This window comes from Mesorhizobium sp. M2C.T.Ca.TU.002.02.1.1, assembly GCF_003997225.1.
Genome location: NZ_RZTO01000286.1, coordinates 1 through 6,949, shown reverse-complemented (window position 1 = coordinate 6,949; position 6,949 = coordinate 1). Strand labels below are relative to the sequence as shown.

6 protein-coding genes are annotated in these 6,949 nt (G+C 62.3%); all 6 read left to right on the top strand.

The window, feature by feature from the left end; genetic code table 11:
- Nucleotides 1-91: 91 nt before the first annotated feature.
- The 6 genes from pyrH to bamA all read left to right on the top strand — a co-directional run bounded on the left by pyrH (nucleotide 92) and on the right by bamA (nucleotide 6,866).
- The gene (pyrH, locus tag EOD07_RS16715) at nucleotides 92-814 is read left to right on the top strand and encodes a UMP kinase (protein WP_040987265.1); all 723 of its coding nucleotides are present in this window, start codon (nucleotides 92-94) and stop codon (nucleotides 812-814) included.
- Between the two features lie 90 nt (nucleotides 815-904).
- Nucleotides 905-1,459 carry a ribosome recycling factor gene (gene frr / locus EOD07_RS16710; protein WP_082048627.1) on the top strand — a complete coding sequence of 185 codons (555 nt, stop codon included), beginning with the start codon at nucleotides 905-907 and terminating at the stop codon, nucleotides 1,457-1,459.
- A 30-nt stretch (nucleotides 1,460-1,489) separates the two neighbouring features.
- The gene (locus EOD07_RS16705; RefSeq protein WP_127236255.1) at nucleotides 1,490-2,209 is read left to right on the top strand and encodes an isoprenyl transferase; all 720 of its coding nucleotides are present in this window, start codon (nucleotides 1,490-1,492) and stop codon (nucleotides 2,207-2,209) included.
- A 12-nt stretch (nucleotides 2,210-2,221) separates the two neighbouring features.
- Nucleotides 2,222-3,037 carry a phosphatidate cytidylyltransferase gene (locus EOD07_RS16700; RefSeq protein ID WP_127236254.1) on the top strand — a complete coding sequence of 272 codons (816 nt, stop codon included), beginning with the start codon at nucleotides 2,222-2,224 and terminating at the stop codon, nucleotides 3,035-3,037.
- Nucleotides 3,038-3,141: 104 nt separating this feature from the next.
- On the top strand, nucleotides 3,142-4,284 hold the full coding sequence (gene rseP, locus EOD07_RS16695) for an RIP metalloprotease RseP (protein WP_073986802.1): 1,143 nt from the start codon (nucleotides 3,142-3,144) through the stop codon (nucleotides 4,282-4,284).
- A gap of 218 nt (nucleotides 4,285-4,502) precedes the next feature.
- A complete protein-coding gene (bamA, locus tag EOD07_RS16690; RefSeq protein WP_127236253.1) occupies nucleotides 4,503-6,866 on the top strand; it encodes an outer membrane protein assembly factor BamA in 2,364 nt (787 codons plus the stop codon).
- Nucleotides 6,867-6,949 lie beyond the last annotated feature (83 nt).

Genomic DNA, 6,949 nt, shown 5'->3' with positions numbered 1-6,949 from the left:
GTATCGGGTCAACCCGTCATGACAGCATCGCCGGATGAAGCGGGGGCGGTTTTGCCTCCAAATTTGCCGCGCCGAGATTTCGAGGAATGAGATGACGGTGAAGCCCCTCTATCGACGTGTCGTGCTGAAAGCGTCTGGCGAAGCGTTGATGGGCGAGCAGCATTTCGGCATCGATGTCTCGGTGGTCGACCGCATCGCCGCCGACATTGCCGAGGCCCGCGCGCTGGGCGTCGAAGTCGGCGTCGTCATCGGCGGCGGCAACATCTTTCGCGGCGTGGCCGTCGCCTCGAAGGGCGGCGATCGCGTCACCGGCGATCACATGGGCATGCTTGCCACCGTCATCAATTCGCTGGCGCTGCGCACTTCGCTGAACAAGATCGGCGTCGACGCCGTCGTGCTTTCGGCGATCGCCATGCCGGAGCTTTGCGAGAGTTTTTCGCAGCGCCAAGCGACCGCCTATATGAACCAGGGCAAGGTGGTCATCTTCGCCGGCGGCACCGGCAATCCGTTCTTCACCACCGATTCGGCCGCGGCTCTTCGCGCCGCCGAGATCGGCGCCGATGCGCTGTTCAAGGGCACTCAGGTCGACGGCGTCTATTCGGCCGATCCCAAGAAGGACCCGAACGCGGTCCGCTTCGACCGCATCAGCCACGCCGAAGTCATCAAACGCGGGCTTGCGATCATGGATACGGCAGCGATTGCACTTGCGCGCGAAAACAACATTCCGATAATCGTCTATTCGATCCACGAAAAAGGTGGTTTCGGCGATATTCTGAGGGGCGGCGGCCATTGCACGGTCGTCACGGACAAGTAACAGGCGCCAGGATCCGTCAAACGACTGCGGAACCGCGGACCGAATAACGATAGAAACAGTGAACCCGGCGAACGGGTCGAGGAGATGATCATGAGTGGCGAGTACGAAGACCTGAAGCGACGCATGGACGGGGCGATCGCCGCCTTCAAGCACGACCTGGCTTCGCTGCGCACCGGCCGGGCCTCCAGCAACCTGCTCGACGCCGTCCAGGTGCAGGCCTACGGCACGGCAATGCCGATCAACCAGGTCGCCAACGTCTCGGTGCCGGAGCCGCGCATGATTTCGGTGTCGGTCTGGGACAAGTCGATGGTCAGCGCGGTCGACCGCGCCATCCGCGAAGCCAATCTGGGCTTCAACCCGATCGTCGACGGCACCACGCTCAGGATCCCGTTGCCCGAGCTCAACGAGCAGCGCCGCAAGGAACTGGTCAAGATCTCTCATGGTTATGCCGAGAACGCGCGCGTCGCGGTGCGCCATGTCCGCCGCGACGGCATGGATTTCCTCAAGAAGGCCGAGAAGGATGGCACCATCGGCGAGGACGACCAGCGCAAGCGGTCCGACCAGGTCCAGAAGCTGACCGACGAGATGATCAGCACCATCGATCACCTGCTTTCCGATAAGGAAGCTGAAATCATGCAGGTTTAGGGTCGGGTTTTCCGACTCGAAAGCGAGACTATGGCAACGCCCGCGCATGTCGCGATCATCATGGATGGGAATGGACGCTGGGCCAAGGCGCGGGGTCTGCCGCGGCTTGCCGGGCACCGCGCCGGGGTCGAGGCCTTGCGCAAGACGGTCCGCGCCGCGCCCGAGCTCGGCATCTCCTATCTGACTGTCTACGCCTTTTCGTCGGAGAACTGGTCGCGGCCGAAATCCGAGGTCAGCGACCTCATGGGGCTTTTGAAGCTGTTCATCCGCCGCGATCTCGCCGAATTGCATCAGAACGGGGTGCGGGTGAGGGTGATCGGCGACAAGGAGGGGCTGCAGCCCGACATCAGGGGGCTGCTGCAGGAGGCCGAATCGCTGACCGCCGGCAACGAGGCGCTGACGCTGGTGATCGCCTTCAACTATGGCGGCCGTGACGAGATCGTGCGCACGGCGCGCAAGCTGGCGGATGCTGTCGCGCGCGGCGACATGGCGAGCGAGGGGATTACGGCGGAAAGCTTCGCCGCGTCGCTCGATACAAAGGGCATTCCCGATCCAGAGCTGGTGATCCGGACCAGCGGCGAGCTCAGGCTGTCGAACTTCCTTCTCTGGCAGGCCGCCTATAGCGAGCTTGTCTTCCTGCCTTGCTATTGGCCGGACTTCAGCCGCGAGCATCTGGCAGACGCCTTGCGCGACTTTGCCGGCCGTGAACGACGCTTCGGCGGGCTCGCCGCCCGCGATGTCGCGCTCTAGGCGCCGCCGCGCATGAGCAACCTTCAGCTGCGCGTCATCTCGGCAATCGTGATGGCGGCTCTGACGCTTGCGCTCACCTGGCTCGGCGGATTGCCGTTCCGGGTGTTCTGCGGGGCAATCGCGGCGCTGATCTTCTATGAATGGACGCGCATGGCCCGCCCCGGCAACGGCGCGGCTCTCGGCTTCCTGCCCGAGGCACTGATTCTGATCTTCATCGGCGCGCTGATCGCCGGCCTGCCGGCCTTGTGGCTGCTTTTCCTTGTCGCGATCCTTGTGGCGGTCGCGGCCATCGCCGCCCGGATCAAGGGGGCAGCGCATTGGGACGCCTCCGGGGTGGCCTACGCGGCTCTGTCCGGCTTTTCACTCGCCTATCTCCGTGACGACAATCATTCCGGGCTGATTGCGATTCTCTTCCTGTTCGCCGTGGTCTGGGCGACCGACATAGCGGCCTATTTCGTCGGCCGCGCCGTCGGCGGCCCGAAGCTCGCGCCGTCGATCTCGCCCGGCAAGACGCAGAGTGGCGCGCTGGGCGGCGCGGTCGGCGGCATTATCGCCGGAGTTTTGCTCGCAATCGCGGCCGGCGCCGGCAATCTCATCCAGCTCGGCCTCGTCGCGCTGGCGCTTTCGATCGTTTCGCAGATTGGCGACCTGTTCGAATCCTGGGTCAAGCGCCGGCACGGCGCTAAGGATTCCAGCAATCTCATTCCCGGCCATGGCGGCGTCATGGACAGGGTGGATGGGCTTGTCGCGGCCGCGTTCGCGCTGTACGTCATGGGCTGGATCGCGGCGGGCGCCGAGCATCCGGCACTGGGGCTGTTTCCGAACTGAACGACGCAGCGGTAAGGCGAAAAATGGCGCGCGCCACGGATTCGCCCGGATTGATGCCACAGTCGCGGTGGAATGTCGCGTGTGGGCGAATTTGAGGGCATGACTTGAACGACATCTTTCACGCGGTCTTCAGCACGCAAGGCTTCGTCCTTGGCACGCTCGTGCCGTTTCTGTTCGTGCTGACCGTGGTCGTGTTCGTCCACGAGATGGGCCACTATCTGATCGGCCGCTGGTGCGGCATCGGCGTGAAGGCTTTTTCCATCGGCTTCGGCCCCGAGCTTTTCGGATTCAACGATCGCCACGGCACGCGCTGGAAACTTTGCGCCATTCCGCTTGGCGGCTACGTCAAATTCGTCGGCGACATGAATGCGACGTCGAGCCAGCCGAGCACGGAAGAGCTCGAATCGCTGACTGACGCCGAGCGCGAGGTCGCCTTTCACACGCAACCCATCTGGAAGCGCGCCGCTACCGTCGTCGCGGGGCCGCTGTTCAATTTCCTGCTGACGATCGCCGTGTTCGCGGTGCTGTTTTCCGTCTATGGCCGCCCGGTCCTGGAGCCGACCGTGGCCGAAGTCACCGCCGGCAGCCCGGCGCAAAAAGCCGGAATCCAGCCAGGCGACCGATTCGTCAAAGTCGACGGCAGCAAGGTGGAAACCTTCGCCGACGTGCAGCGGCTGGTTTCGGGCCGCGCCGGCGACGCCATCACCTTCACCATGCTGCGTGACGGCAAGGAAATCGACGTCACGGCCACCCCGGAGCCCATGGAGCAGCAGGATGCGCTGGGCAACAAGGTCAAGGTCGCGGTGATCGGCGTCGTCAACAACGCCGAGCTCGGCCAGCCACGCCTGATCTCCTACACACCGGCCGGCGCCTTGGCAGCGGCGGTCCAGGAAACCGGGCATGTGATCGAACGCACAGGCCAGTTCCTGCAGCGCTTTGCGCTTGGACGCGAGGACAAATGCCAGTTGGGCGGTCCGATCAAGATCGCGAAGATGTCGGGCCAGGCAGCCAAGCTCGGCTTCGAATGGCTGGTGCAGCTTGTTGCATTTCTGTCAGTCGGAATAGGATTTCTCAATCTCCTGCCGATTCCCCCTCTCGACGGCGGCCACCTGTTGTTCTACGGCGTGGAGGCCGTCATAAGGCGGCCGGTTTCGGAGCGGATGATGGAGATGGCCTATCGAACCGGGCTGTTCCTGGTGCTCGGATTCATGGGCTTCGTGTTTTGGAACGATCTGTTTGGGTGCTGAAATCATGAAGAAATTTGGCTTCAGCGCCGGTCATATTGAGATGCCGTTTACCATGCGTGGGGATATGCGTGACGCGAAAGCCACGCGGTACGGTTAAGTAAATACAAATTAACCGGGAGCCTTGCGTGTAGGGAAAATCCGGTTAATACGGTAAGGGAAAATACCGCACGTCCGGTTTTCTCGCCGTGGGGACTACGAGAAAAAGGTACAAAAGCCCGATGAAGGCAGCATCCAAGTTTCTGAGCGCCGCTTCCGCGGCGGCTTTGTCCGCCGCTCTGGTCGTGCCAGGCGCGCTCGCAGTGCAGTTGGCCGCCACATCCGTGGCCGAGGCCGCGGTCATTTCGCGGGTCGAGGTCAGCGGCAACCAGCGCGTCGACGCCGAGACCATCCGCAATTACATCGCGATCAAGCCGGGCAAGCCTTTCTCCAGTTCCGATATCGACGACGCCGTCAAGGCGCTGTTCGGCACCGGGCTGTTCTCGGACGTCCAGATCAACCAGGTCGGTTCGAGCCTGGTCGTCAAGGTTTCCGAATACAAGGTCGTCAACCAGGTCCTGTTCCAGGGCAACAAGAAGCTGAAGGACAACGCGCTGCAGGCCGCTATCCAGCTGAAGCCGCGCGCGACCTTCTCGCAGCAGGCGCTGGACGCCGATGTCGAGGCGGTCAAGACGGCTTATAAGCGCATTGGCCGTGACGACGCTGCGGTGACCACGCAGATCATGGATCTCGGCGACAACCGCGTGAACGTGGTCTTCAACATCAACGAAGGCGGCCGCACCCAGATCGCGGCGATCAATTTCGTCGGCAACCACGCCTATTCCAGCCGCCGCCTGTCGGACGTCATCAACACCAAGCGCTCGTCCTGGCTGTCCTTCGTGCTGCGCGACGACGTCTATGACGAGGACAAGCTGCGCGCCGACCAGGAGCTGCTGCGCCGCTTCTACTACAATCACGGCTATGCCGATTTCCAGGTCGTCTCCGCCGTCGGCGAGCTTGACGACACCACCAACAAATACACGGTCACCATCACCGTGCAGGAAGGCGACCGCTACTCGTTCGGCGACGTCAGCGTGGAAAGCACCATCCCCGAAGTCGATTCGAAGTCGCTGGAATCAGTGGTCGAAACCCATAAGGGGGACGTCTACAACGCCAAGGACGTCGAGGATTCGATCGTCGCCTTGACCGAGAAGGTCGCGGGCTCGGGCTATGCCTTCGCCCAGGTGACGCCGCGCGGCGACCGCAATTTCGAGAACCACACCATCTCGGTCGTCTACACCATCGACCAGGGCACCAAGGCCTATATCGAGCGTATCGAAATTCGCGGCAACGACCGCACGCGCGACTATGTCATCCGCCGCGAATTCGATGTCAGCGAGGGCGACGCCTTCAACCAGGTCCTCATCCAGCGCGCGAAGAAGCGGCTGGAAAACCTTGATTACTTTCAGTCCGTCGACATTTCGACGGTTCCGGGCTCGGCGCCCGACCAGGTCGTGCTCGTGGTCAACGTGGTCGAGAAGTCGACCGGCGAATTCTCGGTCGGCGCCGGCTATTCGACCGGCGGCGACACGCCCGGGCCGTCGATCGAGGGTTCGATCACGGAGCGCAACTTCCTCGGCCGCGGCCAGTACATCAAGCTGTCGGCCGGCGGCGGCAAGAATTCGCGCGACTTCGCCCTGTCCTTCACCGAGCCCTATTTCCTCGGCCGGCGCATCGCTGCGGGCTTCGATATCTACAAGTCGACCCGCGAATACGATCACTACGACACGGACACCACCGGCGCGACCGTTCGCTTCGGCTTGCCGATCACCGACAATATTTCGACGCAGCTGGCATACAATATCTCGCAAGAGAAGTACTCGCTGGCGGACAATTGCACGACCAACGGCCAGTATGATAACACCAAATGCACCATCTCCCAGGCTATTCGGGACGGTGTTGCGGAAAGTCCTTGGCTCAAGTCGTCGGTCAGCCTCGGTTTGGTCTACAACACCATCGACGACATGAAGAACCCACATGAGGGCCTTTATATCACCGGTACGACCGAGTTTGCTGGCTTGGGCGGCGACGCCAAGTGGGTCAAGGTGACCGGGCGCGCAAGCGTCTACCAGACTTTGTCGGAGCAGCTTGATATCGTCGGTTTGGTCTCGGGCGGAGCAGGTTACATTGCGGGCTACGGCAGTGGCGATCTCCGTATCTTCGATATGTTCCAGAGCAACGATCGCATGATCCGCGGCTTCGAGTATGGCGGCATCGGTCCCGTGGCTAATGACAGCAGCGGTGATCACCTTGGCGGCACGACTTATTTCAATGCCTCCGCGGAAGCCCAGTTCCCGCTACCGGTCATTCCGGAAAGCTTCGGCTTGCGCGGTGCTGTGTTTGCCGATGCGGCGACGCTCTATGGCAACAAGCTTGAAGATGTAGCCGCGAATTCAGTCGGCATGAAGCTGCGCGCCTCGGTCGGTGTCGGCCTGATGTGGGCTTCGCCGTTCGGCCCGATCCGCATCGACTATGCGATCCCGGTCAAGAAAGAGTCGAGCGACAACGTGCAGGAATTCAACTTCGGTATCGCGACCCGCTTCTAATGTCGTGGTTGCGATCGTTCCGGGCCGGTTGACGGCCCGGAGTGGACTGATCCGACCCAGCTGGATATTGCTTCTGGAATGAC